At 69.7% G+C, this 1,179-nt stretch carries 2 protein-coding genes; both read right to left on the reverse strand.

The window, feature by feature from the left end; genetic code table 11:
• A partial coding sequence (locus tag AC1DWF_RS32170; protein WP_476842589.1) for an aminotransferase class I/II-fold pyridoxal phosphate-dependent enzyme occupies nt 1-499 on the reverse strand: 499 nt, incomplete at its 3' end.
• A 65-nt stretch (nt 500-564) separates the two neighbouring features.
• On the reverse strand, nt 565-1,179 hold a 615-nt coding region (locus AC1DWF_RS32175), incomplete at its 5' end, for an ABC transporter permease subunit (RefSeq protein WP_476842590.1).

Genomic DNA, 1,179 nt, shown 5'->3' on the forward strand with positions numbered 1-1,179 from the left:
ACTTGGTCTTGGGCGTTATCGCGGCCTCGAGCTGCTCGGGCGTCATCTTGAAACCCTGGTTCTGCCCGGCGGCGACGATGACCGGCTTGCCGCCCGCCAGCGCCACGATGTCCGGATAGGAGACCCAGCAGGGGGCGGGGATGATCGCCTCGTCGCCATCGTCCAGCGTGGCCAGCATGGCGTTGAAGATCACCTGCTTGCCGCCGGTGGAGACGATGATCTGCTCCGGCTTGTAGTCGAGCCCGTGCTCGCGCTTGAAGTAGCCGGCGGCGGCCTTGCGCAGCTCGGGCGTCCCGGCGACGTCCGTGTAGCGCGTGTCGCCGGCCTGGATGGCGGCGATGGCGGCATCCTTGATGTGCTGGGGCGTGTCGAAATCGGGCTCGCCGGCCGAAAGGCTGATGACGTCTTTCCCGGCCGCCTTCAGCTCACGCGCCTTCGTGGAGATGGCGATGGTCTGGGAGGGAGAGATGCGGTCGAGCCGTTCGGCGATGAGGTTCATGATCCGTCCTAGGAATCCGCGGGGAAATTCGCGGCGGCGGACCGTAATCTCGCCCGCCGCGCTGTTCAACCCGCGCGGCGTCGGATCACCCATGCAAACCCGCTCATCACGGCGGCGACGGCCAGGAAGACGACCGCCAGCGCATTGGCCTCGGGCGTCATGCCGAGGCGGAGCTGGGAAAAAAGGTAGACCGGCAGTGTGGTGGCCCCAGGGCCGGAGACGAAGCTCGCCAGCACCACGTCGTCGAGCGAGAGGGTGAAGGCCAGGAGCCAGCCGGCGGCGAGGCTGGGCGCGATCAACGGCAGGGTGACGGTGTGGAAGACGGCGAAGGGCGAGGCACCGAGGTCGGAGGCGGCCTCCTCCAGCGTCGGGTCGAGCGCGACCAGCCGGGCCTGCACCAGCACCGCCACATAGGCCATGCCGAGCGAGGAATGGGCGAGCCAGACCGTCACGGCGCCGCGCTGTGCCGGCCAGCCGGTCAAGGCCTGGAAGCCCACGAAAAGCAGCAGCAGGGACAGGCCCGTCACGACCTCGGGCAGGACCAGGGGTGCGCCGGCCAGGGCACCGAAGACCGGGCGTCCCGCGAAGGGGCCGTGCCGCGCCAGCACCCAGCCCAGCGCCAGGCCCAGAAGAGTCGCAAGGCTCGCCGAGGCGGCGCCGATGCGGAGCGAGAGCCAGGC

It is taken from the genome of Aminobacter sp. P4_D5 (assembly GCF_056401815.1).